The 25,763-nt window shown below is 62.5% G+C and carries 25 protein-coding genes and 1 other RNA gene; 14 read left to right on the top strand and 12 right to left on the bottom strand.

The features are described from left to right. Positions 1 to 250: 250 nt before the first annotated feature. The gene (locus ACERHN_RS07200; protein WP_415921964.1) at positions 251 to 877 is read right to left on the bottom strand and encodes a ribonuclease T2 family protein; all 627 of its coding nucleotides are present in this window, start codon (positions 875 to 877) and stop codon (positions 251 to 253) included. A 125-nt stretch (positions 878 to 1,002) separates the two neighbouring features. Here ACERHN_RS07200 and ACERHN_RS07195 point away from each other — a divergent pair, with 125 nt between their 5' ends. From ACERHN_RS07195 to ACERHN_RS07185, 3 genes are all read left to right on the top strand, one after another. Beyond that, positions 1,003 to 1,749: a DUF1013 domain-containing protein gene (locus tag ACERHN_RS07195; RefSeq protein WP_415921963.1), complete on the top strand. Its 747-nt coding sequence runs from the start codon at positions 1,003 to 1,005 to the stop codon at positions 1,747 to 1,749. Positions 1,750 to 1,826: 77 nt separating this feature from the next. After that, positions 1,827 to 2,864 carry a low-specificity L-threonine aldolase gene (gene ltaE / locus ACERHN_RS07190; protein WP_415921962.1) on the top strand — a complete coding sequence of 346 codons (1,038 nt, stop codon included), beginning with the start codon at positions 1,827 to 1,829 and terminating at the stop codon, positions 2,862 to 2,864. Between the two features lie 45 nt (positions 2,865 to 2,909). Continuing rightward, entirely contained in the window at positions 2,910 to 3,566 is a 657-nt protein-coding gene (locus ACERHN_RS07185) for an FkbM family methyltransferase (RefSeq protein ID WP_415921961.1), read from the top strand. 2 nt (positions 3,567 to 3,568) lie between these two features. Here ACERHN_RS07185 and recR read toward each other — a convergent pair whose 3' ends face one another. After that, on the bottom strand, positions 3,569 to 4,162 hold the full coding sequence (gene recR, locus ACERHN_RS07180) for a recombination mediator RecR (protein ID WP_415921960.1): 594 nt from the start codon (positions 4,160 to 4,162) through the stop codon (positions 3,569 to 3,571). A gap of 119 nt (positions 4,163 to 4,281) precedes the next feature. Between recR and ACERHN_RS07175 the strand changes: the two genes are divergently transcribed. Beyond that, positions 4,282 to 4,896: a hypothetical protein gene (locus ACERHN_RS07175; RefSeq protein ID WP_415921959.1), complete on the top strand. Its 615-nt coding sequence runs from the start codon at positions 4,282 to 4,284 to the stop codon at positions 4,894 to 4,896. An 8-nt stretch (positions 4,897 to 4,904) separates the two neighbouring features. Here ACERHN_RS07175 and ACERHN_RS07170 read toward each other — a convergent pair whose 3' ends face one another. From ACERHN_RS07170 to ACERHN_RS07155, 4 genes are all read right to left on the bottom strand, one after another. Continuing rightward, positions 4,905 to 5,249, bottom strand: coding sequence for a YbaB/EbfC family nucleoid-associated protein (locus ACERHN_RS07170; protein WP_415921958.1), 345 nt, complete (start codon positions 5,247 to 5,249; stop codon positions 4,905 to 4,907). A gap of 1 nt (position 5,250) precedes the next feature. Further along, positions 5,251 to 5,652 (bottom strand): hypothetical protein, encoded by a 402-nt coding sequence (locus ACERHN_RS07165; RefSeq protein WP_415921957.1) that lies wholly within the window; start codon positions 5,650 to 5,652, stop codon positions 5,251 to 5,253. A gap of 112 nt (positions 5,653 to 5,764) precedes the next feature. After that, the gene (locus ACERHN_RS07160; RefSeq protein WP_415921956.1) at positions 5,765 to 7,528 is read right to left on the bottom strand and encodes a DNA polymerase III subunit gamma/tau; all 1,764 of its coding nucleotides are present in this window, start codon (positions 7,526 to 7,528) and stop codon (positions 5,765 to 5,767) included. Between the two features lie 88 nt (positions 7,529 to 7,616). Beyond that, complete coding sequence (locus ACERHN_RS07155) at positions 7,617 to 8,165, bottom strand: TetR/AcrR family transcriptional regulator (RefSeq protein WP_415921955.1); 549 nt, start codon at positions 8,163 to 8,165, stop codon at positions 7,617 to 7,619. An 86-nt stretch (positions 8,166 to 8,251) separates the two neighbouring features. Between ACERHN_RS07155 and ACERHN_RS07150 the strand changes: the two genes are divergently transcribed. Then, positions 8,252 to 9,106 (top strand): hypothetical protein, encoded by an 855-nt coding sequence (locus ACERHN_RS07150; RefSeq protein WP_415921954.1) that lies wholly within the window; start codon positions 8,252 to 8,254, stop codon positions 9,104 to 9,106. A gap of 29 nt (positions 9,107 to 9,135) precedes the next feature. Here ACERHN_RS07150 and ffs read toward each other — a convergent pair. Then, positions 9,136 to 9,233, bottom strand: an RNA gene (gene ffs / locus ACERHN_RS07145) — signal recognition particle sRNA small type. A 38-nt stretch (positions 9,234 to 9,271) separates the two neighbouring features. Then, complete coding sequence (locus tag ACERHN_RS07140; protein WP_415921953.1) at positions 9,272 to 11,065, bottom strand: 5'-nucleotidase C-terminal domain-containing protein; 1,794 nt, start codon at positions 11,063 to 11,065, stop codon at positions 9,272 to 9,274. 135 nt (positions 11,066 to 11,200) lie between these two features. On the opposite strand from ACERHN_RS07140, the gene nudC reads away from it, so the two are divergent. Both nudC and ACERHN_RS07130 read left to right on the top strand, forming a co-directional pair. Continuing rightward, a complete protein-coding gene (gene nudC / locus ACERHN_RS07135; RefSeq protein WP_415922702.1) occupies positions 11,201 to 12,169 on the top strand; it encodes an NAD(+) diphosphatase in 969 nt (322 codons plus the stop codon). A 35-nt stretch (positions 12,170 to 12,204) separates the two neighbouring features. Beyond that, the gene (locus tag ACERHN_RS07130; protein WP_415921952.1) at positions 12,205 to 12,672 is read left to right on the top strand and encodes an SRPBCC family protein; all 468 of its coding nucleotides are present in this window, start codon (positions 12,205 to 12,207) and stop codon (positions 12,670 to 12,672) included. Positions 12,673 to 12,674: 2 nt separating this feature from the next. On the opposite strand, the gene ACERHN_RS07125 is transcribed toward ACERHN_RS07130, so the two are convergent. Continuing rightward, a complete protein-coding gene (locus ACERHN_RS07125; RefSeq protein WP_415921951.1) occupies positions 12,675 to 13,373 on the bottom strand; it encodes a hypothetical protein in 699 nt (232 codons plus the stop codon). A 2-nt stretch (positions 13,374 to 13,375) separates the two neighbouring features. Further along, complete coding sequence (locus tag ACERHN_RS07120) at positions 13,376 to 14,206, bottom strand: prephenate dehydratase (RefSeq protein ID WP_415921950.1); 831 nt, start codon at positions 14,204 to 14,206, stop codon at positions 13,376 to 13,378. Positions 14,207 to 14,345: 139 nt separating this feature from the next. Between ACERHN_RS07120 and ACERHN_RS07115 the strand changes: the two genes are divergently transcribed. The 5 genes from ACERHN_RS07115 (at position 14,346) to ACERHN_RS07095 (ending at position 20,882) form a co-directional block, all read left to right on the top strand. Further along, positions 14,346 to 14,852: a c-type cytochrome gene (locus ACERHN_RS07115; protein WP_415921949.1), complete on the top strand. Its 507-nt coding sequence runs from the start codon at positions 14,346 to 14,348 to the stop codon at positions 14,850 to 14,852. A gap of 218 nt (positions 14,853 to 15,070) precedes the next feature. Beyond that, positions 15,071 to 17,020, top strand: a complete 1,950-nt coding sequence (locus tag ACERHN_RS07110) for an extracellular solute-binding protein (protein WP_415921948.1) — start codon at positions 15,071 to 15,073, stop codon at positions 17,018 to 17,020. Between the two features lie 6 nt (positions 17,021 to 17,026). Continuing rightward, positions 17,027 to 18,133 carry a microcin C ABC transporter permease YejB gene (locus tag ACERHN_RS07105; protein ID WP_415921947.1) on the top strand — a complete coding sequence of 369 codons (1,107 nt, stop codon included), beginning with the start codon at positions 17,027 to 17,029 and terminating at the stop codon, positions 18,131 to 18,133. Between the two features lie 5 nt (positions 18,134 to 18,138). Then, positions 18,139 to 19,305 carry an ABC transporter permease gene (locus ACERHN_RS07100; RefSeq protein WP_415922701.1) on the top strand — a complete coding sequence of 389 codons (1,167 nt, stop codon included), beginning with the start codon at positions 18,139 to 18,141 and terminating at the stop codon, positions 19,303 to 19,305. Between the two features lie 2 nt (positions 19,306 to 19,307). Then, positions 19,308 to 20,882: an ABC transporter ATP-binding protein gene (locus ACERHN_RS07095; RefSeq protein ID WP_415922700.1), complete on the top strand. Its 1,575-nt coding sequence runs from the start codon at positions 19,308 to 19,310 to the stop codon at positions 20,880 to 20,882. Here ACERHN_RS07095 and hemN read toward each other — a convergent pair. Next, positions 20,879 to 22,222: an oxygen-independent coproporphyrinogen III oxidase gene (gene hemN, locus ACERHN_RS07090; protein WP_415921946.1), complete on the bottom strand. Its 1,344-nt coding sequence runs from the start codon at positions 22,220 to 22,222 to the stop codon at positions 20,879 to 20,881. The genes ACERHN_RS07095 and hemN overlap by 4 nt on opposite strands. 66 nt (positions 22,223 to 22,288) lie before the next feature. Here hemN and fnrL point away from each other — a divergent pair, with 66 nt between their 5' ends. Continuing rightward, on the top strand, positions 22,289 to 23,029 hold the full coding sequence (fnrL, locus tag ACERHN_RS07085) for a transcriptional regulator FnrL (RefSeq protein ID WP_415921945.1): 741 nt from the start codon (positions 22,289 to 22,291) through the stop codon (positions 23,027 to 23,029). Positions 23,030 to 23,102: 73 nt separating this feature from the next. Here fnrL and ACERHN_RS07080 read toward each other — a convergent pair whose 3' ends face one another. Then, the gene (locus ACERHN_RS07080) at positions 23,103 to 23,945 is read right to left on the bottom strand and encodes a universal stress protein (protein WP_415921944.1); all 843 of its coding nucleotides are present in this window, start codon (positions 23,943 to 23,945) and stop codon (positions 23,103 to 23,105) included. A 207-nt stretch (positions 23,946 to 24,152) separates the two neighbouring features. Between ACERHN_RS07080 and ccoN the strand changes: the two genes are divergently transcribed. Continuing rightward, positions 24,153 to 25,757: a cytochrome-c oxidase, cbb3-type subunit I gene (ccoN, locus tag ACERHN_RS07075; RefSeq protein WP_415921943.1), complete on the top strand. Its 1,605-nt coding sequence runs from the start codon at positions 24,153 to 24,155 to the stop codon at positions 25,755 to 25,757. Positions 25,758 to 25,763: the final 6 nt, after the last annotated feature.

Below are 25,763 nucleotides of genomic sequence, written 5' to 3'. Positions count from 1 at the left end.
AAAATCGAAAAGGCGGCTGCGGAGCAGAAATTTAGCCCTGCGTGTCGCCCATATTTCTTTGTCCAGAATATTTAGCAAACTCCGCAGAATTACAATGTCGGCTTCATGCGCATTACAGCCATTTAGGCAACTTGCAGCATTTTGTACTTTGGACTCAGAGCAGTCGTTCAGGTAAGGCAACACATGTCTGCGTTGGCATCTCTGTGGACTTTAGAGCCATTGTTCAACACCAGCACACGTGTCTCGCCCTTTAGCGGATCGGGGTGAAGATGGCGTCTTTGGCGCGGCAGTCGCGGACGACGTCCTGGCCGCAGGGCACGGGGGTGAGGGTGCGGCTTAGGCAGATGCGGGCCTCCTGGATGTGTCCGTCGCGGCAGGTGATGGTGACGCCGTCGGGCTCCATATCCGGGTTCGATTGCAAAAACGCCTCTTCGATCACGGAGGCGGGCAGGCGCACCGTCTGATCCAGCTTGCGGAACACCGGCGGCCGCACGATGCGGTCATAGGCCTCGCGCGACAGGGCATAGTAGTCAGCCGCCGACAGGCCCGTGCATACACCGTGTTTTCTCCACTGGTGCCAGGCCAGGCCGGACGTGCCCATGATGTCTGCCATATCGCGGGTCATCGCCCGGGACGGCGCGCGTTCGGAGGTGGGGCAGTATTCGGGGTAACCGCGGTGGTATTGCGGCCAGAGACCATGGAGGATCCAGCCGTGGTCATGGCGCGCATCGCATTGGTCGGAGCCGCGCGCATCGCCTTCGTAGGCGCACCAGTTCGGAGACCAGCTGAGCGCCACGACATAGTAGTCAAACTCACCGCTGCGGTCTTTGGCCCAGAGCGGTGTGGCCAGCAGCATCCAGATCAGCAGTGCGCGCATAAGGCTTTCCTTTTTCATTCCGGCCCACTATATCCACGCGAAGTTCCCCGACAACGGAAACCCACCCTGGCCCAGCCGGGGACGCCATTCAGGCGACGGGACAGATATGCGCAAAGGAGCATGACATGGCAAAACCGCTGATGGCCAAGGCCACCGCCGTCTGGCTGGTCGACAACACCACGATCAGCTTCAAGCAGATCGCGGATTTTGTTGATCTGCACGAGTTGGAAGTGCAGGGCATCGCGGATGGCGATGTGGCCACGGGCGTCAAGGGGTTTGATCCCATTGCCAACAACCAGCTGACGCAGGAAGAGATTGATGCGGCGGAGAAGAACCCGCTGCACAAGCTGAAGCTTAAGTACAATGCCGCGGCGCAGGGTGAGGAAAAGCGGCGGGGGCCGCGGTACACGCCGCTGTCCAAGCGTCAGGACCGCCCGGCGGCGATCTACTGGCTGGTGAAGTTCCACCCCGAGCTGACCGATGGTCAGATCTCCAAGCTGGTGGGCACGACCAAGCCGACGATCCAGTCGATTCGCGAGCGCACGCACTGGAACATCTCCAACATCCAACCCGTCGACCCCGTTGCGCTGGGCCTGACCAAGCAGTCGGAACTGGATGCCGCCGTGCAGAAGGCCGCCGCCAAGAAGGCCGCTGATGGCGAAGTGATGAGCGATGATGAGCGGCGCAAGCTGGTCAGCACGGAACAAAGCCTTGGCATGGAAGCCGAACCCAAGATCCCGACGGCGATCGAGGGGCTCGAGACATTCTCGCTCGCCGATGATGATGAGGATGAAGAGGACACATCGACCCTTGTCGATGCGGACAGCTTCTTCAACCTGCCCAAAGGTGACGACGAAGACGAGCAGCCCTGAGCTGCGCCGAACTTTTCATTCGGGGACGGGCGTGCTTATCATGAGCGCGCCCGTTTTCATGTCCCGAAGGTCTCTCCATGAACCAATACGCCGCCGCAATAGGTGCGCCCGCCCACGTCATTTGTGACCTGCGCAGCGATACCGTCACACGTCCGGACGCCGCCATGCGCGCGGCCATGGCAGAGGCGGAGGTGGGCGATGATGTCTTTGGCGACGATCCGACGGTGAACCGGCTGGAGGCAACGCTGGCCGAACGGTTGGGCAAGGAAGCGGCGTTGTTTGTCAATTCTGGTACGCAGAGCAATTTTGTAGGCCTTTTGGCCCATTGCGCGCGCGGGGAGGAAGTGCTGACCGGGCGCGGCTATCACATCCACAAATACGAGGCGATGGGGGCATCGGTGCTGGGCGGCATCGCCTTTGATCCGCTGGATGTGGCGCAGGACGGCGGTTTGGAACCTGTGGACATAAACGCGGCCATCAAGCCCGATGACAGCCACATGCCCATGACACGCCTGCTGGGCTGTGAGAACACGCATAATGGCAAGGCCATTCCGCTCACCCGCCTGTCGGAGGCGGTGGATGCTGCGCGGGCTGCCGGGCTTGCCGTGCATCTGGACGGGGCGCGGTATTTCAACGCGGTGACCGCCCTCAATTGCCCGGAAGGGGCTTTGGCCGACCTCTTTGACACGGTCTCGATTTGTCTGTCCAAAGGGTTGGGTGCGCCGGTGGGGTCCGTGTTGCTAGGGCCGCAGGACCTCATCGACCGGGCGCGGCGGTGGCGCAAGATGCTGGGCGGTGGCACGCGGCAGGCGGGTGTTCTGGCGGCGGCTGGCCTTTATGCGTTGGCGCACAACGTTGACCGCCTGCGCGAGGATCACGCCCGCGCGACCGCCCTTGCCGATGCGCTGCGCCCGTTTGGCACGGTGGATCAGGCGACGAACATGATCTTCTTTACGCCCGACGGTGGCGCAACCGCGCAATTGCAGCATCACATGGCGCAAGCGGGTGTGCAGTTGACGGGGGCAACGGGGACCACGCGGCTTGTTGTGCACAAGGACGTCACGGACGCAGGCTTGCAGGCCGCCATTTCCGGGTTCACCAGCTATTTGAGCTGATCAAAAACTGCTTTAAAACATCGGGCAACGGCGGGAGCAGGGCATATGCGCAAGGTATTCTTGGATGTGGGTGGCCACCTTGGTCAAACGATTGATGAGGTGATCAAGCCGCTCTACGCCTTCGATGTGATCTACTGTTTTGAGCCGTTTCCGCCCTGTGCCGATATCCTGACGGACAAGTTTGATGACCCCCGGTTTCAACTGATGCGCTATGGGTTGTCGAATACAACAGGGCCGCTGACGTTCCACACCAATGGTGCTGGCGACATGGGGGCCAGTGTGAAAACCCATGCGGATGATCAGAAAACGATCAAGACCGAATGCCAGTTCGTACGCGCGACGGAGTTCTTTCAGGCGCACATTGCCGATGACGATCTGGTGGTGATGAAGCTGAACTGTGAAGGGTCGGAATGTGACATCATGAACGACCTGATGGACAGCGGCGAAGTGTTCAAGATCGACAATGTCATGATCGACTTTGACGTGCGCAAATACCCGAACCACGCGCATGAGGAACCCGCGCTGAAGGCGCGGATGGCAGAGATCGGGTTCAACAACTTTTCACTGTGCGAAGAGGTGATGCGGGGCGGGCGCGGGCATCAGGGCCGCATCGCGAGCTGGCTGCGTTCGATCCCTTGGCATGACCGGTTCCGACCGCGCGCGGGGATTGCGGAACGCGTGCGCAGTGCGCTGCGCCTCTGAGCCTAGAGCGCCTTGCGGGCCCGCAGCGCAGCGGTGATGGTCCCGTCGTCGAGGTAGTCCAGTTCACCGCCAATGGGCACGCCTTGCGCCAGTGACGTGAGCGTCACCCGCTCTTCCAATTGATCCGCGATGTAATGCGCCGTGGTCTGGCCATCGATGGTCGCGTTGAGGGCAAGGATCACCTCGGAGATGTTTTCCGTTTCGACCCGGTCGATGAGGCGGGGAATGCGCAGTTCTTCCGGTCCGACGGCGTCGAGCGCCGACAGCGTGCCGCCCAGTACGTGATAGCGGCCCTTGAAGACGGCGGCCCGTTCCATCGCCCACAGGTCGGCCACGTCCTCGACCACGCACAACTCGCCATTGGCGCGCTTTTCGGATGTGCAAATGTCGCAAATGTCAGTGGTTCCGACATTGCCGCAGTTGAGGCATTCGCGCGCCGTGACGGCGACGGTCTGCATCATGTCGGCCAGCGGCTGCAATTGCAGGGCGCGCTTGCGGATCAGGTGCAGCACGGCCCGGCGCGCCGAGCGTGGACCAAGCCCGGGCAATTTGGCCATCATTTCGATCAGGTTGTCGATGTCGCGGGTGCTGCTCATGCGGCGGAGCCTATTGCGGATTTTCCGCGACAGGAAGTCATGATTGTGGGCAGCTTCACGACTTATCAACCTTGGTGACTTAGCCCGGTGGCCTCAGATGCAGCATCAGCGGAGGGGCAATGCGCGGCGCAGTTTTCAGTTTCGCGATTCTGTGGGCGATGGGGCCGGGCGGCGCGTTGGCGTGTGTCTATCCCATGGCGCTGCGCAACGTGAACACGGCCTTTGTCGGGGCGTTCAACGCCGGTGGTGCGGTTGACGTACACCTGCGGATGCGATTGCAGCGCAGCCTGGAGGGTACATCCATTGTGGCGCTGGAGGATGCGGTGCGCGGCGAGATCAGCCGCAGTGAACTGCGCGCCGTGCGCGGCGTTTTGACGGCGGCGCGGGCGTTAGCCCGTGGCGACGGGCGCGCGCTGCCCGCCGATTTGCGCGCCCAGACCACACAGCTTGCCGAAGCGGTGCAGGCGGGGTGTTCCGGCGCGGGCGAAGGCACCGCGGGGGCCGGCGATGCGGCAACCGCCGAACAGGGCACGGAACGTCGCGAGGGCGGTGCAGGGACGGCGTTGACCTTTCGCGAAGGGGTTCAACGGCTGAGCATGACGTTCACGCTCTACATGGTGTTTCTGGCATTCCTGCTGGGCCTGCGTCGTATCGTGAAAACGCGGATGAAAGCCGCCGACGCGGACGAACGGGTGGCCGAACCGCCCCCCGTTCAAGATGTCCTGCCACCCTGAGGTCAGTATCAAAAGGGCAGTTTCATGCCCGGTGGCAGGCCGAGACCTTCGGTCAGCTTGCCCATTTCTTCCTGGCTGCGTTCAACCGCCTTGGCCTGCGCGTCCTTGATCGCGGCGAGGATCAGGTCCTCGACCACTTCCTTGTCGTCGCCATTGAAGATGGACGGATCAATATCCAGCGCGGTCAGCTCACCCTTGGCGGTGGCCGTCGCCTTGACCAATCCCGCGCCGCTTTCGCCTGTCACCGAGATATTGGCAAGATCGTCTTGCATCTCGGCCATCTTGGTCTGCATTTCCTGGGCTTTTTTCATCATCCCGGCCATATCGCCGAGACCGCCTAGTCCTTTGAGCATGTCATGCCTCCGGTGGTGGGTCATTTTGGGTGCGCGGCTTGGTCCACAGCACAATCCCCACACATATCGCAGCCACGACGACGATGAACAAGGTGGGGGCGCCGACACAGCCTTCGATCACCGCGTCCGCGCGCTGTCCGGTGGGGTCGGCCATGGTTACGGCGGTGATGAACACGGTCCACAGCAGGACGGCAGCCAGGCCGACCCACTGATGACGGAACCGCAGGGCAACGACGGACAATACCAACAGGAAAATGCCCGCGGGGGAGGTGAAGAGCGCGACCGCCTCGGTCAACGCGTTGGCCGGTGCTCCGTCCCAGCCGGGGCGCGCGGTGGCGCAGGCCTGCGCCCATGCTGCGCCGGGTGTCAGGGCGCATACGGAACTGAGGTAACCGCGCATCATGGGGTGCCTGCGGCGCGCATATCGCATGGATCGCTCAACATCTCTGCCCGGGCCGCGTGCGGAAACCGGGTCGCGTTGCCGTGCCAAACCGTGTCGACACCAGCGCAATGTTTCAGTCTTCCTCGAACGGATCCCATTCGTCTTCCACTTCCGGCAGCGCCTCTACGGCCTGCTCCGCCTCGATTTCAGCGCGGCTCTTGATGGTCTTGATTTCTGCCTTGGGAAAGCTGGCAAGGACAGCCTGCACCAGCGGGTGCGCCCGCGCCGCTTCTTCGAGCGCGTAGCGATCGGCGTTGCGCACCTCGTCAATCGTCTTGCCGCCGCCTTCGGACACGACCGTCACGGCCCAGCGGTTGCCGGTCCAGCGCTGCAGGGCGGAGCCCAGCCGCTGTGCCAGATCGCGCGGCGCGCGCGGCGTCGGTTCAAATTCGATCCGGCCGGGTTCATAGCGCGCGAGCCGCAGGTCGGTTTCCACATCCGCGAGCAACTTGCCATCGCGGTTTGCACGGATCATTTCGACCACGTGGTCGAAGGTGGGATAGCGGGCGAGCGCCAGCGCGGGATCATGCGCCAGGGCCGTCGTTTGACCCGCTGCGTTCGGACTGCTGGCCAAGCGCGACTGGGCCTGCGCCACCGCTTCGGCCCCGGATGCGCGCGCGCCCGATGGCGCCGCCATGCCCGATCCGGGCGCAGGGCCGCGGGCCGGTGTCGGGCTGGATTGCAGTTTCTTGATCAGCTCTTCGGGGCTGGGCAGGTCGGCCACATGGGTCAGCCGGATGATCGCCATTTCGGCCGCCATCATGCCGTTTGGTGCGGCGGCAACCTCGTCCAGCGCCTTGAGCAGCATCTGCCACATGCGGGTCAGAACGCGCATCGGCAGCGCTTCGGCCATGCTGAGCCCGCGGCTGCGTTCGTCGGGGGAAATCGTGGGGTCTTCGGCGGCTTCGGGCGTGATCTTGACCACCGATACCCAATGCGTGATCTCGGCCAGATCGCGCATCACCGCCATGGGGTCCGCGCCATCGGCATATTGCGCGCCCAGTTCGGTCAGCGCCCCCGCCGCGTCCCCCTTGAGCACCATGTCAAAGAGGTCGAGCACGCGGCCCCGGTCGGCAAGGCCCAGCATCGCGCGCACCTGATCGGCGGTGGTTTCGCCCGCACCGTGCGAGATCGCCTGATCTAGCAGGGACGTTGCATCCCGTGCGGACCCTTCGGCGGCACGCGTGATCAGGGCCAGCGCATCATCTGCGATGCTGGCCCCTTCTGCGGTCGCGATCTTGCGCAACAGGCCGATCATGTCCTCCGGTTCGATCCGGCGCAGGTCAAAGCGTTGGCAACGGGACAGGACGGTCACGGGTACTTTGCGGATTTCGGTCGTGGCAAAGATGAATTTCACATGCGCGGGCGGCTCTTCGAGCGTTTTCAGCAGCGCGTTGAACGCGCTTGTCGACAGCATGTGGACTTCGTCGATGATGTAGATCTTGTAGCGGGCCGAGGCCGCGCGGTAATGCACGCTGTCGATGATTTCGCGGATGTCGTTCACAGAGGTATTGGAGGCGGCGTCCATCTCCAGCACATCGACGTGCCGTCCTTCCATGATCGCGGTGCAGTGTTCGCAGACGCCGCATGGTTCGGTTGTGGGCCCGCCCGTGCCATCCGCCCCGATGCAGTTCATGCCTTTGGCGATGATGCGCGCGGTGGTCGTCTTGCCCGTACCCCGGATGCCGGTCATGACAAAGGCCTGCGCGATGCGGTCCGCTTCGAACGCGTTTTTCAGGGTGCGCACCATGGCGTCCTGGCCGACAAGATCGGCAAAGGTTTCGGGGCGGTATTTCCGCGCCAGCACCTGATAGGCGGTCTGTGGCTCGTCGCTCATGCGGTCCTCTGGGATTCGGCTGACGCTTCAATCTAAGGCGCGGGCTTGGGGGCGTCCAGCGATCACGGTGATCCGATTGCCCGCGCGCCTACAGCATCCCGCGCAGGTCGCGCAGCACGTCCGAATTGCGCCGGGCACGGGCCAGCATCCAACCGCCCTGGATCAGCACAAAGAGGTGTTCGGCCTTGGCCCGTGCATCCGCCTCGCGCAGACCCAGCCGTGCCGCGTGATCCAGCACTTCGGCAATCCAGCCGTCATAGATATGTTCGGCATGGGCACGAAACGCGTCGTTGTCCGGCCCTTCGAACAGGATGTTGGCCACGGGGCAGGTGTCCCACCCCGTGATGTCAAAGAGCTTGGCCAGTTTGAAGCACAGGGTCGTCGCCCCGGCGTCAAAGCTGTCGGCGCCGTCAAAGCTGGCGGCAATGACGCGCAGCATTTCATCCGATGCCCAAGTGGCCGCGGCGATGGCGAGGTCGGATTTGCCGTTGGGAAAGTGGTGATACAGCGACCCCTTGGGCGCATTGGCGTCACCCAGCACATCCGCAAGCCCGACACCATGATACCCGCGCGTGCGAAACAGGTTGGCGGCAGAGCGGATCAGGCGGTCCTTGGTGGGAAGCGGGGCGTCGGTCATGGGGTGATCTTGACAGGATTAGACCGATTGGTCCAGTGTGGCGATTAGACCGATTGGTCTAGGGCTGGTATCCACGGAGGACTGTCATGCGCGACGCAGCTACGTCAGAGGTTCAGGAGCGGTCGTTGGTTTTCAAGACGGCGGATGGTGCGGAGCTGGTCGGGCGTTTGTTCCTGCCGTCGCACCCGCCGTTTGCCGCCGTTGTCCTGAACGGTGCGACAGGCGTGCCGCAGCATTTCTATGCGCATTTTGCCCGTTGGCTGGCGGCAGAGCGTGGGATGGCGTGTCTGACATATGATTACCGGCATGTGGGGCGGTCGTGGTCCGGGCCGCTGCGGCAAAGCCGTGCGGACATGGTAGATTGGGGCACGTCGGATCAACTGGCCGCCCGGCGCGCGCTGGCCGATGCGGTGCCGGATACGCCGCTGTGGATCATTGGCCATTCGCTGGGGGCCATGATGCTGCCGAACCAACGGGTTTTCGACGGCGTGACCCGGGTGATCGGTGTCGCGTCGGGGTTTGTGCATCATTCGGATCATCCCTGGCCCTACCGCGCGGTGGCGCTGATGTTCTGGTTCGGACTTGGGCCGCCTGCGACGGCGCTGGCGGGGTATCTGCCCGGAAAATCGCTGCGCTTTGGTGAGGATCTGCCTGCGGGGGTGTATTGGCAGTGGCGGCGTTGGTGCACGACGCGGTCGTTTTACGCGGCCGATCTGGGCGACCGTCTGCCAATCCCTGCGTGGCCGCATGATATTCCCGTCCGTCTTGTTGCGTTTTCCGACGATGACCTGATCCCGCCGCATTGCGTGCAGCGGCTGGCCGACGACGGGTTTGCCGGACGGGCGCAGGTGGATCTCATCACGCCGACCGGTCCTGTCGGGCACCTGACCGCGTTTTCACGCCGGAATGCGGCATTGTGGCCGCGATTGCTGGAGGAATAGCCGCGTGCCGTTCGTGAACGGCGAGGCTGAGGTGAGAGATTGACATCGACCCAAGCGGGGCTCGTTGCGGCTGCTTCCTTCCGGATCTGACCGGGTTGGCGAGGCGCTTGCCCGCGCCAACCTCTCACCGTCGCATATAGGCGAGGGGTGCCACTTGCGCAAGGCCTAGAGGGTGACCCGCAATTGCATGAACCCGGCGTCGGTCAGGCCCAGAGGTTCCGGCGCAAAGGCCGCGATATCCTCGAGATATGCGATGGCGCGCGGGCTGGTTTCGACGATGACATCTCGCGGCTGGGACGTGGCAAAGGACCAGACCGATGACCAGTCCCGAGGGTCCAGCGTGTTTGCGCGCAAATGGCGCTGGAGGGCGGTAAAAACGGGGGTTTCGGTCTTGAGCGGTGTCTTGCCCGAAAGTCCAGGAAATCCACCGCCCCCGGCCCCCCGGTAACTGGTCATCGCGACCAGAAACCGGTCCGTGTCCCGGATGGGCTGTGCGTCGTGGGTCATGGCCACAACACGGGCGCCCAGCGGGGCAAAGGGGTCCACGGTCGTGTGGATCCCATGCACAACGTCAAAATTGAACGCAGGAACGTCCCGAGAAGCAAGCGGAGCGAGCCCGCTGGCGCTCGGCGCGAAATACGCAAGCGACGTCTCGACATAGGCGCGCAGTTCGGCCCCGGTCATGCAATGGGCCCAGATCGTATTCTCGTACGGGCACATCTGGGCCAGATGCTGTGTGCGGATATCCTGTTCGGTCACCTCGACATAGTTGTCCGGTCCTGCGCGGCCTCCGGCGGCGGCGGGGGCAACGGCGGCGAGGATTGGCAGGGTCGCCCATGCGGTATCGCGCGCTGCGGGGCGGATCGTGTCGATCATGGCCGTGGCCATCAGGCCGCCGACCGTGCCGGATTGCAGTATGGAGAAATAGGTGTGGAAGCGGTCTGTGGCCTGCCCCACGACTTTGTGCATGCGGGTCCGGGTCTTGGCGATGTGGGGGGCCGCGATGCGCTGAACCTCGGGGTCGGGTGCCGCGTCCGACGCCTGCCGCAGCGCGGTTTTGTGCCCGGTCACCCGCCAGGCAGAGCCGTCATGTCCGATTGTCAGGTCGATCTGCGCCAGAAACGCACCGGCATATCCGGGCATCGCGGCAGGCACATCACAGATAGTGCCCGCATCGGGGTCGACGCCATTCACATGCGCCTTGGCGTGCCCGGGAAACACCTCATGCGTATGGCCGAGGATCATCGCGTCAATGCCGTGGACCTGCTGTGCGAGAGCGCGGGCAAAGTTCTCACCCGACGGTGCGTCGCTGTCCGAGATGCCGCTGTGGCACAGCATCAGCACAAGGTCGACGCCCGCTGCGCGCAAAGTGTCCACAGCGCCCCTTGCTGCGGTGATCCCGTCATGGAAGGCCATCACGCCCTCAAGGTGCACGTGGTTCCACGTCAGCGTCTGGGGTGGCAGCACGGATGTCACGCCGATGCGCAAGGGGCGCGTCACTCCATCGGAACAGGCCACGTCGCGGTTCAGGATCACATGCGTCTGGACATGGTCCAAAGCCTGCGTCGGGCTGGCCGAGAGTATCGGCACGCGCGATCCCGCGCAAAACCGGTGCAGCGCGCCCAGGCCGAAGTCAAAATCGTGATTGCCCAGACCCGCGGCGTCATAATCCAACGCATGCAGGATCTCGGCCCACGGATGTGGGGCCGTTTCCGGCGCGTTCTGCGCCGTTTCGGCATGTGGCGTGCCCTGGATGCTGTCGCCGTTGTCGAGCAGGACAACCGCCCCCGGCGCGTCCTTGCGCGCCGCGCGGATCAGGGTCGCCACCCGGTTGAACCCACGATCCGTCGCCGTCTGGTCCGTGCGCGGGTCCCAGCCCGTCAGGTGCATGTGCACATCGCTGGTCGCCAGAAGACGCAGTGTCGTGGAAGGCAGGTGATCTTCGGTCTGCTCGCGCATAGGTGGCAAGGTGAGGTTTTACGGCTGTGGTTCAAGCAGTTTTCGCGGTTGCATTTCGCGCGGTGCACAGGCCATTGCGCCGCTGCCACACCCATGCCATGGCTGCGCGGCAAGAGGATGACGGAGGGGCGCGGCATGCGGCACGCGGAAACAGTTACATTTGGTGGCTCCGGTCTCGACCGCGCAGGGGAGCTGCGTGCAAACCCGGAGGCTTTGGCGGCGGCTGGGCAACATCCGGATGCGCGCAGCATCGTGCTGTGGAAGGGCAAGCCGCTGATCGATACGGCGCGGCCCGCGCAGCTTTTGCGTGTGCCGATGGATCATCCGATCCTGTCCGAGGCGTCCGTCCCACCTGTGTTTCTGGGGCGCGAAGAGGGCGCGCCGCGCTTTGCCCATGATGTGTCCGGCTGGGCCCCCGAAGATGTGGATGCAAGCGCGCTTGGCGGCTTTCTCGACCCGACAGAACAGCGGTATCCCGGTCTGCCCGACACACATGTCTTTGCCGAATTGCGCCGCGTCATGACGTGGCTCAGCCCGCGGGATGCCGAATTGGCCGCAACCGCGAAGGCGGTGATGAGCTGGCACGACACGCACCGGTTTTGCGCCCGCTGCGGTGCTGCGTCCGACGTGACCCATGGCGGTTGGCAACGTACCTGCCCTGCCTGTGGTGCGCATCATTTCCCGCGCACGGACCCGGTGGTGATCATGCTGATCACCCATGGCAATTCGGTGCTGGTGGGTCGGTCGCCGGGATGGCCGGAGGGGATGTATTCCCTGTTGGCCGGGTTCGTGGAGCCGGGCGAGACCCTCGAGGCGGCCGTGCGCCGCGAGGTGTTCGAAGAGGTCGGGGTGCAGGTCGGCCCGGTCGGTTACCTGTCGAGCCAGCCATGGCCGTTCCCGGCCTCGCTCATGTTCGGATGTCATGGGCAGGCAACGAGCACCGAGATCACCGTCGATCCGTCGGAGATCGAAGATGCCTGCTGGCTCACCAGAGAAGAAATGGCGGACGTGTTTGCGGGATTGCGATCCGATATCCTGCCCGCGCGCAAAGGCGCGATTGCGCACTTTTTGATTGAAAACTGGCTTGCAGACACGCTCGATTAGGCACAGACTCACAAAAACACGACAAGGGCAGGCACATGAGATTTTCGGCACGCGAAGATATCGAGGCACCGATAGAACAGGTGTTTGCGGCGCTGTGCGAATTCGAAAACTTTGAACGGCAGGCGATGCGGCGTGGTGCAGAAATCCAGCGTGTGGATGAGCAGACAACGCCTGTGGTCGGTGCCACGTGGAAAGTTGCGTTCACGATGCGCGGGCGGCGGCGCGCGATGGACCTTGTGCTTGTGCGCCTGGACGCGCCCAGCGACATGGGGTTCGTGGCCAAGTCCCAGGGCATGGACGCGACCTTTGACGTCGAGCTTCTCGCGCTGTCGCGGAACCGCACGCGGATGGCGGTCGCGCTGGAATTGTCTCCGTTGAACCTGGCCTCACGTTTGCTGATCCAGTCGCTGAAGCTGGCGAAGGGAAATCTGACCAACAAGTTCAAGACGCGCGTTGCCGAATATTGCAAAACGCTCGAGGATCGCCTGAAACGCAGTGCGTGACATCATTTTACGCCAGCCAGTCGGCGCAGTTCGGCGCGGCCAAGATCGAGAAGTGCAGTGTCGATGGAGCGCTGCGTCCAGTTTGCGTCAGCCGACGCCTTGGCAAAACCGTCCCAGAACAGGCAATAGCGCGCGTAACTGCGATAGGTCACAGGCGCCTTGAGACCGGGCCTGTCTGCTACAAGACCGGCGGCCCGACCGGCCGCATGCAGGCCGTGTCGGGCGATGCTGTCGAGGATGGGGATGCTGTTTGGGCGATGAAAGTGCAGGTATTTTGAAGCAAAGGATGTGTATGCGCGCCCCTTGATCCCCGCGCCGGTTTTCGGGGCCACGCAGTGTTCCGAAATCGAGGACTGCAAGGTCTCAACGAAATGTTTGTGTAGGTCGTGCACATATGCGGCCATGTCGGTCCCGTGGTCATAGCGCCAGTCCGCAGGGATACCGTCCAGTTTGGCGTCGATGTCCGAGGCGCACAGTGCATCGGCGAGAACATCAAAAACGTCGCGGGTCTCGTCCCTTGGCTTGCCCGCCCCGCGTTCAGGCGACGCGGCATAGATGCGGCCAATCGCGATCAACTTGCCACGCACATGCTCGGCGTCATCATGACGGCACGCATCGCGGCACATCGCATACAGCATCTGGTTTTCGTACGTCCCGGCCAGCGTGAGGCGGGTGGCATAGGCGTCCAGCCCCGGAGGCATGGTCAGTCGCGGCCTGCCGCCGCCGGGTAGACGCCGAGGATGTCGAGGCGGTTGGTGAAATACTCCAGCTCTTCGAGCGCGCGTGCGACCGCGGGGTCGTCGGGGTGCCCTTCGATATCGGCATAGAACTGGGTCGCGGTGAACGCGCCACCCACCATGTAGCTTTCCAGCTTGGTCATGTTGACGCCGTTGGTCGCGAACCCGCCCATCGCCTTGTAAAGCGATGCGGGGATGTTGCGCACCTCGAAGACAAAGGTTGTGATCATCATGTCGCCGCGCGCGGAATGATCCGCATCGGGTGACATGAGCAGGAAGCGCGTGGTGTTGTGTCCCTGGTCCTCGATGTCGCGGGCCAGCACGTTGAGCCCGTGAATATCCGCGGCCACCGCCGAAGCCAGCGCGCCGACACCCATTTCGCCGTTTTCCGCAATCTCGCGCGCGGCACCCGCGCTGTCGGCGGCGGAGGTGGCGGAGATGCCGTGCGCATCGAGGAACGCGCGCGCCTGCGGGATCAGCACCAGATGTGCGCGCACATGGCGGATATCGTCCAGCGTTTGTCCCGGCAACGCCATCAGCGCGATACGCACGCGTACAAACGCCTCGTCTACGATGTGCAGCCCGCTTTGCGGCAGAAGACGGTGAATGTCAGCCACCCGGCCATAGGTGGTGTTTTCCACGGGCAACATGGCCATGTCCGCCGCGCCGGACTTTACCGCGGCAATGACGTCTTCGAATGCGTGACAGGGCACCGGGGTGGCGTCCGGGCGCGCTTTCAGCACGGCTTCGTGGCCATAGGCTCCCAGATCGCCCTGGAATGCGATACGCTCTGACATAAATCATCTCCTGAGCACGGGCCCGCGCCTTGGGGTCCGGCAGGGCGATTGGTCGCGGCTTCTACACCTTGCCTGCGGGCAGGGGAAGCAATAGATACCCGCCGGAACGCGCAACTCTATCCACGGAATCGGAAGCCATATGTTCGACACGATGACATTTACAAAGATTGCAGCCAGCGTCTGTGGCGCGCTGCTGGTTTTCCTGCTTGGCAAATGGGCTGCAGACGAGCTGTACCATGTCGGTGGTCACGGCGAGCAGGCCTACGTGATTGACACAGGCGCGGATGAACCCGCCGAAGAGGTTGTCGAAGTGGCCTTTGCCGATGTGTATGCGGCTGCGGATGCAGGCGCCGGTGCACGGATCTTCCGTCAGTGCAGCGCGTGTCACAAGCTTGAGGACGGCGCGAACGGCACCGGCCCGCACCTTTACAATGTGGTTGGGCGCGACGTGGGATCGGTCGCGGATTACGGCGCCTATTCCGGTGCCCTGAGCGAGGTTGCCGAGGTGTGGACTGTTGATGTCCTGAACGAATTCCTCGAAAACCCATCGGGTTACGCGCCGGGCACCTCCATGGCTTATCGCGGTGTCAAAGACATCGAAGACCGCGCCAACCTGATCGCTTACCTCGAAAGCGCCGGCGGCTGATCCGCCTGACAGTATCGCAAAAAGCCGTGCAACAGGTGTTGCGCGGCTTTTTTTGTGCGCGCAGCGACACCCAAACACGCAACACAAAACACGATCCCGTAATCTGAACACAGATTTCGGCATCATTCTTGCGTTGCATATTGGCGTAGGGCGGATTTAGCTTAAATCGTCATTCAGACGACATTTTCTGCCCCGCAGGCCTCATGAAGGAGACCCCGATGCATCACCCCAAGCGTCCCGCCCGCACCGCAACCCGTGCCAAGGCACTGCATCAGCGATGGGTGGAATGGGGCAGCGTTGGCCTTTTGATGGCGGGACTGGGCTTTGCCGCGACACAGGTCCGTGCCGACGGCCATGAAACGATCATCTCCAGCCACGGGTATTCGTTCTACGGCGATCTGACCTATCCCGAGGATTTCACGCATTTTGAGTATGTGAACCCAGACGCGCCCAAGGGCGGCGAGATTGCGTTGGGCGTCGTGGGCACGTTCGATTCCATGCATCCTTACACGCGCAAGGGACGGGCGGGCGCCCTGGCTTCCTCGATCTATGAAAGCCTTTTGGCCGAAGGGGTAAACAGCACCTCTGTCCCGGCCGATGTGTATGGCGAGAGCTATTGTCTGCTGTGCGAGCGGATTGAATATGACGAGGGCAAGAACTGGGTCATTTTCTATATGCGGCCCGAAGCACGGTTTTCCGACGGATCTCCCGTGACGGCGCATGACATCGCGTTTTCGCACAACCTGCTTCTGGATGAGGGGCTGAAATCCTATGCCGATGCGGTGCGCAAACGGATCCCCAAGGTCGAAGTGATCGATGACCATACGATCAAGTTCTACTTCACGCCCGGTATTTCGCGGCGCAGCCTGATTGATCAGGTGGGTTTCGTGCCCGCATGGTCGAAGAAGTGGTACGAAGAGACCGGCGCGGGTCTGGATGAAAGCCGGTTGGAAATCTCACCCGGGTCTGGCCCCTATGTGGTGGCGGATGTCGATGTGAACCGTCGCATCGTCTACGAACGCAACCCGGATTATTGGGGCAACGATTTGCCGGTCAATGTGGGCCGCAACAACTTTGATCGCATCCGGATCGAGTATTTTGGCGACGCGGATGCCGCGTTCCAGGGGTTCCTCGCGGGCGAATTCACATACCGCACCGAAGGTGACAGCAAGAAGTGGGCCACAGGCTACAAAACCGCAAAGGTCGAAAGCGGGGCGATCAAGCTGGAAGAACTGCCGGACGGGTCGCCACCGTCGCCATCGGGCATCGTGTTCAACCTGCTGCGCGACACGTTGCAGGACGTCCGCGTGCGCGAGGCCATCGCGCTGGCCTACAACTTCGAATGGACAAATGAATCGCTGCAATATGGCCTGTTTCAGCAACGCGCATCCTTCACCCAAGACACGCCATTGATGGCGACCGGCGTGCCCGAAGGTGCGGAAAAGGCATTCCTCGAGGGCCTTGGCGATGTGGTTCCCGCGTCGGTGTTTTCCGAAGAGGTCCGGGTGCCGCATACGTCGAACGCGGCGCGGCTTTTTGATCGGCGCAATGCGCGCAAGGCGATGGCCTTGCTGGACGAGGCGGGATGGGCCGTCGGAGATGACGGCCTGCGGCGGAATGCGGCCGGGGAGACCTTGTCGCTGAATTTCCTGTTTAATTCGTCGTCGGGCGATACGCTGACGGGGGTGGCCGAAAACTTCACGTCCAACGTGGAAAAACTCGGCATCGATATCACCCTCGAAAAGGTGGACCCGTCGCAATACACCGCCCGCGAGCGGGATCGCGACTATGACCTTGTGTTCGATGGCTATGCCGCGTTTCTGGGCACCGGCACTGGCCTGATGCAGCGGTATGGATCCGAGGCGGCCGAATTTTCGCTGTTCAACCCGGCGGGGCTGGCAAGCCCCCTGGTGGATGCGATTATCGAAGCGTCGCTGAACGCAGAGACGCGCGAAGATGAAGAGGCGTCACTGATGGCGCTGGACCGTGCGCTGCGCCATGAATTCATCATGATCCCGGTGTGGTACAAACCCACGCACTGGGTTGCCTATTATGACATGTTCGAGCACCCCGCGGAAATTCCGCCCTATGCTTTGGGCCAGTTGGATTTCTGGTGGTTCAATGAGGAAAAGGCGCAAGCGCTGACCGCCTCCGGCGCGCTGAGGTAAGCCACCATGGCCCCCTATATCCTTCGACGGCTGTTGTTGGTCATTCCAACCCTGCTGGGCATTCTGCTGGTGAACTTCACCCTGACACAGTTCGTGCCCGGCGGGCCGGTGGAGCAGGCGATTGCGCGTGCCCAAGGGGGGGGCGATGTGTTCGGCGGGTTTGCCGGGGGCAACAATGATGCCGGTGCGCAGGAGCTGGGGGCAGAAGAGCTGAACACCGCGTCGGACAGCACCTATGTCGGTGCGCGGGGCCTGCCGCCCGAGTTCATCGAGGAGTTGGAGCGGGAGTTCGGTTTTGACAAGCCGCCGGTGCAGCGGTTCCTGAACATGGTCTGGAACTATGCCCGGTTCGATTTCGGAGAGAGTTATTTCCGGTCGATCAGCGTCATTGATCTGGTCATCGAAAAGCTGCCCGTGTCGATTACGCTCGGGCTTTGGTCGACGCTGATTGCCTATGTCGTGTCGATCCCCTTGGGCATCCGCAAGGCGGTGCGGGACGGCACGCCCTTTGACACGTGGACGTCCGGGGCCATCATTGCTGCCTATGCGATCCCGGGGTTTCTGTTTGCGATCCTGCTTTTGGTGCTGTTTGCGGGGGGCAGTTACCTGCAGATCTTCCCGTTGCGCGGGCTGACGTCCGACAATTGGGAGGACCTGAGCGCGTGGGGCAAGGTTGTGGACTATGCCTGGCATGCGTTCCTGCCGGTTCTGGCCGGCACCATCGGCGCGTTTGCCACGCTGACCCTGCTGACCAAAAATAGCTTTCTTGATGAGATCAAGAAGCTCTATGTGATGACGGCGCGGGCCAAGGGCCTGTCGGAGCGCCGGGTGCTTTACGGCCATGTGTTCCGCAACGCGATGCTGATCGTGATTGCGGGGTTTCCCGCGGTTTTCATCTCGGTCTTTTTCGGAGGCTCACTGATCATTGAGACGATCTTTAGCCTCGACGGCCTCGGGCGGCTCGGGTTTGAGGCGGCGGTGGCGCGGGATTATCCGATCGTGTTCGGCACGCTCTACATCTTTGGCCTCATGGGCCTGATCGTGGGGATCCTGTCGGACCTGATGTATGTGCTGGTCGATCCGCGCATCGACTTTGAGCGGAGGGAAGGCTGATGGCGATGCCTGACGTGCAACCCACAGCCGAACCAGTCGCGGTGCCCGAACCCAAGCGCGGGGTTTTCACCCTGTCGCCGCTGAACAAGCGCCGCTGGTCGAATTTCAAGAAAAACCGGCGCGCATACTGGTCGTTGTGGATTTTTGGCATCCTGTTCGGGCTGAGCCTGATGGCGGAATTCATCGCCTATGACAAACCGATCCTCGTGCGCTACGAAGGGGAATTCTACACGCCGATCTGGAATTTCTATCCGGAGACGGCGTTCGGCGGTGATTTCCAGACCGAAGCGGCCTACCGCGACCCAGAGGTCCAGTGTCTGATCGCGTCCGGAGGTCTCGACGCCTGTTTCGACGACCCGGAGGCCATCATCGAAGACAGCCGGGATGGCATCGTGGACGGTGAAGAGATCAACCGCGGCTGGGCGATCTGGCCGCTGATCCCCTACAGCTATGATACGGCGGTAGACCGTCCCGGTGCAGCTCCGCTTGCGCCCAACCCCGAAAACCTGCTGGGCACGGACGGGACCAAGCGGGACGTGCTGGCGCGGGTGATCCATGGCTTTCGTCTGTCGGTGCTGTTCACCCTGATCGTGACGGGTGCCTCGGCGGTTATCGGGATCATCGCGGGCGCGGTGCAGGGGTATTTCGGGGGGCGTACGGACCTCATTTTCCAGCGCATCATCGAGATCTGGTCCTCCACCCCCAGTCTTTACGTGATCATCATCATGTTCGCCATTCTGGGGCGAAGTTTCTGGCTCTTGGTGTTTTTGCTTGTGCTCTTTGGCTGGACCGGCCTTGTGGGTGTGGTGCGGGCGGAATTCCTGCGGGCGCGAAACCTTGAATATGTGCGGGCCGCGCGAGCGCTTGGCGTCAGTAACCTGACCATCATGTTCCGCCATATGTTGCCCAACGCGATGGTCGCCACGCTGACCATGCTGCCGTTCATCATTACCGGCACGATCTCGGCGCTGGCATCGCTGGATTTCCTTGGCTTTGGCCTGCCATCATCGGCCCCGTCCCTGGGTGAACTGACCCTGCAGGCGAAACAGAACCTGCAGGCGCCGTGGCTCGCGTTCACGGCCTTCACCGTGTTTGCCGTGATGCTGAGCCTCTTGATCTTTATCTTCGAAGGCATCCGCGATGCGTTCGACCCAAGAAAGACCTTTTCGTGAGCATGCTGCTGAATGTCGAAGACCTGCGGGTGTCGTTCCGTCAGGATGGCCAGCTGACCGAAGCGGTCAAGGGCGTGTCGTTCTCTGTCGGTCGCGGGGAGACCGTGGCGCTTGTCGGGGAAAGCGGGTCGGGCAAATCCGTATCGGCGCTGTCCACCGTGTCCCTGCTTGGTGACAGTGCCGAGGTGTCCGGCTCTGTGACCTATGAAGGGCAACAGATGATCGGGGCGGATGAACGCCTGCTGCGCAAGGTGCGGGGCAACGACATCTCGTTCATCTTTCAGGAGCCGATGACATCGCTGAACCCGCTGCACACGATTGAAAAGCAATTGGGCGAAAGCCTTGCCCTGCATCAGGGGATCGTGGGCGAGAACGCGCGGGGCCGTATCCTCGAACTGCTGGACAAGGTGGGCATCCGGGATGCCGAAAGCCGGCTGAACGCGTATCCGCACCAATTGTCCGGCGGGCAGCGGCAGCGGGTGATGATCGCGATGGCGCTGGCCAACAAGCCCGACATCCTGATTGCGGATGAACCGACCACGGCGCTTGACGTTACCATTCAGGCGCAGATCCTTGAACTGCTTGCTGATCTCAAGAAGAGCGAAGGCATGGGCCTTTTGTTCATCACCCACGACCTTGGCATTGTGCGCCGGATCGCGGACCGGGTGTGCGTGATGCAGAACGGTGAGATCGTCGAAACCGGCCCCACAGCAGAGATTTTCGACGCGCCCAAGCATCCCTATACGCAAAAGCTGCTGAGCGCGGAGCCGTCCGGTGCGCCCGCACCGGTGCCTGCGGGGTCGGAGGTGGTTGCCGAGACCGAGAACCTGAAAATCTGGTTCCCCATCACGGCGGGTTTCCTGCGCCGCACGGTGGGGCATGTGAAGGCGGTCAATGACGCCACGCTGCAAGTGCGCGCGGGGGAAACAGTGGGCATCGTGGGGGAAAGCGGGTCAGGGAAAACCACGCTCGCGCTGGCCATCATGCGGCTGATCGCGTCCGAGGGGCGCATCGTTTACATGGGGCAGGACATTCGCGCGTGGTCCGTGCGTCAGTTGCGGCGGCTGCGCAAGGATATGCAGATCGTGTTCCAGGACCCGTTCGGCTCCCTGTCACCGCGCATGACCGCGATGCAGATCATTGCCGAAGGTCTGGGCGTGCACGGCATTGATGACGGGCGCACCCAGCGCGAAGTGGTGGCGGAGGTGATGGCGGAAGTGGGTCTCGACCCGCTGACCATGGACCGCTATCCGCACGAGTTCTCCGGAGGTCAGCGTCAGCGTATCGCCATTGCGCGGGCTATGGTGCTGCGCCCGAAACTGGTGGTGCTTGATGAACCCACATCGGCGTTGGACATGACCGTGCAGGTGCAGATCGTCGATCTGCTGCGCGACCTGCAGGTGAAGTACGGCTTGGCGTTTCTGTTCATCAGTCACGACCTGAAGGTCGTGCGCGCGATGAGCCACAAGGTGCTGGTGATGCGCCAGGGCGACGTGATCGAACAGGGCGCATCCGAGGACCTGTTTGAGCGCCCGCAAACGGATTACACACGGCTCTTGCTGCAGGCCGCGCATTAGATCGCAGAGGCGTGCCGCCCTTCTTCGATCATGTAGGCATCGAAATGTTTCGCCACCATACGGGTCAGCGCGCGCGCGTCGGGCGGTATGAATAGCCGGTCACCCGTCAGTGTGATTGTGCCGTCAAATGCCGCATGCGCGGAGGCCATCAGCGCGTGGATTGCGCTTGGGTCGCCGGGCACCTCCGTCGCGCTGACTTCGAAATTGCACATGACCGCTTCGATCAGGTGGGCGCGCATGGTGTCATCGCCCCGGAACGCGTGGCCGCGCGCCGTGGCCAGGGTGCCGTTTGCGATGGCACTGGCATAACGCGACGTCGCGGATGCGTTTTGCGCATAGCCTTGCGGGAAGCGGGAGATTGAGGAGGCACCAACACCAATCAGGACGGCGCTTTGATCATCGGTGTACCCTTGGAAGTTTCGGCGCAGGGTGCCCGTAGAACGGGCGCGGGCGAGGCCGTCGGATGGCACTGCGAAGTGATCAATGCCGATCTCGTCGTACCCGTCCCACACAAACAATTTGCGCGCCACGTCAAAGAGGCCCAGCCGTTCCTGAGGCGTCGGCAAGGCATCCGAGGGGATGAGGTTTTGCCGCCGCGCCATCCACGGCACATGCGCATAGCCGTAAAGCGCAATACGGTCCGGACCCAGCGACAACAGCTTGGTGACGCTGGAGGTCATGCGGCGTGGCGTCTGGTGCGGCAGCCCGAACAGGATATCCGCGTTCAGGCTGTCGATCCCTGTGGCGCGCAGCATGTCCACGGCGCGGGCCGTGATTTCAAAGCTTTGATCCCGTCCAATGATGGTTTGGATTTCGGGATCGAAATCCTGAACGCCGATCGAGGCGCGGGTCATACCGGCCGCCGCCAGCGCCTCGACCCGCGGCCGGTCGATTTCGTTGGGGTCGATTTCGACGGAGAATTCATAGTCGGGCGCAAAGGGTGCGACATGTTCGATACGCCCGGCGAGGGCCGTGATCATCGCGGGATCAAGCAGGGTCGGCGTGCCGCCCCCCCAATGCAGACGTTTGATGCGGACGCCGTCTGGCAGTGCGTCACGCAACATGGCCAGCTCTTGCAGTACGGTGTCGAGATAGCTTTGAACCGGCGCTGCGGTGGTGGTGCCCTGGGTGCGGCAGGCGCAGAACCAGCAGAGCCTGCGACAGAACGGGACATGAATGTAGAGCGATATTTCGGACGCATCCGGCACCGCGCGCAGCCAGGTTTGCATCTGCTCTGGTCCGACGGCGTCCGAAAAATGCGGCGCTGTGGGGTAGCTGGTGTAGCGGGGCACTTTCGCGTCAAAAAGACCCAAGCGCGTGAATTTGCTTTCGGTTTCCATGGTGAAGTTGATACGCTTGATCCATCAAGTGCGCTTTGACGCAGATCAACACCAGTTGGATTTGCCATGACCCTGTCCCCTGACCTGGCTCACCAGGATTGCAGCGAATGCCCCATTCGTCACCGCGCGGTGTGTGCGCGATGTGAGCCGGACGAGCTGACGCGGCTCGAAGAGATGAAGTTCTATCGCACCTATCAAGCCGGGCAGACCGTCGCCTGGGCCGGGGATCGGATGGATTTCGTGGCGTCGGTCGTGTCCGGTGCCGCGACGCTGACCCAGACCATGGAGGACGGGCGGCGCCAGATGGTGGGCCTGTTGCTGGCGTCCGATTTTGTGGGCCGTCCGGGACGGCGCGGTGCGCGATATGACGTGGTGGCGGTCACCGATCTGGTGATGTGCTGTTTCCGCAAGGCCCCGTTTGAGCAGATGATGGCGACGACCCCGCATGTGGCGGAGCGGCTGTTGGAAATGACGCTGGACGAGTTGGATGCCGCGCGGGAGTGGATGTTGGTTCTGGGTCGCAAGACGGCGCGGGAGAAGATCGCATCGCTGCTTGCGATCTTTGCACGACGCGATTCGATCCTCGGGCCGCATGGTCCGCGGACGGTGCAGTTCGAATTGCCGCTGACGCGGGAGGCGATGGCGGATTATCTGGGCCTCACCCTGGAGACGGTCAGTCGGCAGGTGTCCGCGTTGAAGCGCGAAGGCATCATTTCCTTGCAAGGCAAGCGCGGTGTCCTGGTGCCGGATCTGGACGCGTTGCTGGAACAGGCGGGCGACGATAGCGACGGTGGTCTTTTGATTTGAGGCTGTTGGGACGGCGTGCTTTGCAAGCAAAGACACCCCGCCCACCATCCCCGGCCCACATGCTGTGGCGATGTCAGCGCGCGAGGAAAAGCGGCACGGGGCAATGTTCGAGCATGTCACGGGTGGCGCCACCAAACATCGCTTCGGACCAGCGTGCCCGGCCATAGGCTCCCATCACCATCAGGTCCACGTCCCGGTCCTGCGTTGCGCGGGCCAGGTGGTCGCTGATCCTTGGCAATGTGCGGGCGAGGACATCGACCTCGCAGCGGACGCCGTGTCGGGCCAATTGTTGCGCAAGCAAGCCGCCGGGATCACTGCGATCCGGCCCGTGTTGGGGCGGGTCGATGATCGTGATGAACACCGTGTCCGCAGCCTGTAGCACCGGCAGGGCACGGCGCACAGCGGACAGGGCCTCATCGCTTTCGTTCCATGCCACAGCGATACGCCGTGGCGCGATCCATGCAGCCAGACCGTCCGGCACGATCAGCACCGGTGCGTGGGCCTCAAACAGGGCCGCTTCGACCATAACCGGTGCGTCGGGCCCCGCATCACTGCCATAGGGTTTTGCCAGCACAACCAGATCAGCAAAGCGGGCGTAGCGCCGGAGTGTTGCCGCCAACAGGCCTGTCTGTGCAACGACCGGCTCCACCGCGCAGCGGCGCATGTTCTGGCGGGCGAGCTCCGTCGTTGCCGCCTTGGCCAGTGCCAATGCGGCGCGTTGCGCGTCCTCCAGGCTGCCTTGCATGAGTGTCGGGCTAATCTCGGCATAGGCGAAGCTGTGATTTGTGCTGTCCACTGCCACGCAGATCACCGTCAGGTGCGCGTCCCAGGCGATGGCTTTTGAGATGGCGGCGTTCAATCCGCGCAGGGACTGCGGATCGCCGGACAGGATGGTCAGGATGGATTTGTACGACATGCGTGTGCGGGTCCTTTGTCCTTGTGCACTTTGACGCATTGTCGCGTGCCACGGCTGTGGGCGCGTTGACCTTGCGCAAGTCATTTCCTGATTTCTGTTGACCCAGATCAAAGACCGGACGGCGCCGTTGTCCGACAACGCGGTCATGGAAACGCAAGGATGCGTCCGCCCTGCGGTGCGCGACCTTGTCAAAGAAGGGAACGCAATATGGCACAATATGTGAAGCTGATTGCGCTTGGTCTGGTCACGCTGGCGGCAGCAATTGCCGCGAATTACGGGCGTGATCTGGCGTATCAGGTCCATGCGGTCCTGATCATGCTGATCGCGGGCGCATTGTTTCTGTACGAGGTGCGCCGCACGGACGAGCCGGTCCTTGCCACACCACAGAACGAATATCTGGACAGCGTGGTCCGGGCCGGGGTGGTTGCCACGGCCTTTTGGGGCATCGCGGGATTTCTGGTGGGGGTGATCATCGCCTTTCAACTGGCCTTTCCGGTGTTGAATTTCGACTGGTCCGAGGGTTACGCCAACTTTGGCCGTCTGCGCCCGCTGCACACCTCTGCGGTGATCTTTGCCTTTGGGGGCAACGCGCTGATTGCGTCATCGTTCTACATTGTGCAGCGCACCTGTGCGGCGCGGCTCTGGGGCGGGAACCTTGCGTGGTTCGTGTTCTGGGGCTTTCAGCTGTTCATCGTGCTGGCGGCCACCGGCTATCTGCTGGGGGGCACGCAGTCCAAGGAATATGCCGAGCCGGAATGGTATATCGACATCTGGCTGACCATCGTCTGGGTCGCGTTTCTGGCCGTGTTCCTGGGCACGATCATCAAGCGGAAAGAGCCGCATATCTACGTCGCGAACTGGTTCCTGCTGAGCTTTATCGTGACGGTTGCGATGCTGCATCTGGTCAACAACATCTCGATCCCGGTCAGCATCTTCGGTTCCAAATCCGTGCAGCTGTTTGCGGGTGTGCAGGATGCGATGGTGCAGTGGTGGTACGGTCATAACGCCGTGGGCTTTTTCCTCACGGCTGGGTTCCTGGGCATGATGTATTACTTTGTGCCGAAACAGGCAGAGCGGCCTGTGTTCAGCTACAAGCTGTCCATCATCCACTTCTGGGCGCTGATCTTCCTCTATATCTGGGCGGGTCCGCACCATCTGCACTACACCGCGTTGCCGGACTGGGCCTCGACCCTCGGCATGGTGTTTTCGATCATCCTGTGGATGCCCAGCTGGGGCGGTATGATCAACGGCCTGATGACGCTGCAAGGTGCCTGGGACAAGCTGCGCACCGATCCGGTGTTGCGGATGATGGTGACGTCACTGGCGTTCTACGGCATGTCCACCTTTGAAGGGCCGATGATGTCGATCCGCGCGGTAAACTCGCTGTCGCATTACACCGACTGGACCATTGGCCACGTGCATTCCGGCGCTCTGGGCTGGAACGGGCTGATCACCTTTGGCGCGCTCTACTACCTCACGCCGGTGCTTTGGAAACGGCAGGGGCTCTATTCCCTGCGTCTGGTCAGCTGGCACTTCTGGCTCGCGACCATCGGCATCGTGCTTTACGCGGCATCGATGTGGGTCACCGGCATCATGGAAGGGCTGATGTGGCGCGAAGTGGACGCCAACGGCTTCCTCGTGAACTCGTTCGCCGACACCGTCAGCGCCAAATTCCCGATGTACGTGGTGCGCGGACTGGGTGGGGTTCTGTTCCTCGCCGGGGCGTGCGTCATGTGCTACAATCTCTGGATGACTGTGCGAGCAGCGCCTGCCAAAGAGCAGTCGCTGGCCACAGCCGTCCCTGCTGAATGAAGGAGG

This window comes from Tateyamaria rhodophyticola, from assembly GCF_047777875.1.
Classification (GTDB): Bacteria; Pseudomonadota; Alphaproteobacteria; order Rhodobacterales; family Rhodobacteraceae; genus Tateyamaria.
This window is presented reverse-complemented; position numbering and strand designations above follow the sequence as displayed.